This window comes from Chryseobacterium sp. SIMBA_029 (assembly GCF_046535275.1).
Lineage (GTDB): Bacteria > Bacteroidota > Bacteroidia > Flavobacteriales > Weeksellaceae > Chryseobacterium.
Map to the genome: position 1 here is coordinate 1 of NZ_JAWRXA010000274.1, position 275 is coordinate 275.

Here is a 275-nt window from a genome sequence, read left to right on the forward strand (position 1 = left end):
GGGCACGCTCGAGCTTGTCCTTGCTGCCTGAGGTGATGAAGACCTCGGCGCCATGCGCCTTGGCGATCTGCACGCCGAACAGCGCAACGCCGCCGGTCCCCTGGATCAGCACCTTCTGCCCGGCCTTGAGATGGCCGCGCTCGATCAGCGCGAACCAGGCGGTCAGGCCGGCGCAGGGCAAGGTACTGGCCTCGGCCGCATCGAGGCTGTCCGGCGCCCTGGCGAACCAGTCTTCGGAAAAGGTCAGATAGTCGGAGAGCACGCCGGGATAGAAG

The 275-nt window shown here is 66.9% G+C and carries 1 pseudogene; it reads right to left on the minus strand.

Annotated features, from left to right (window positions below):
- A pseudogene (locus tag SB679_RS24100) lies at positions 1–275 on the minus strand (NAD(P)-dependent alcohol dehydrogenase); the annotation flags it as partial.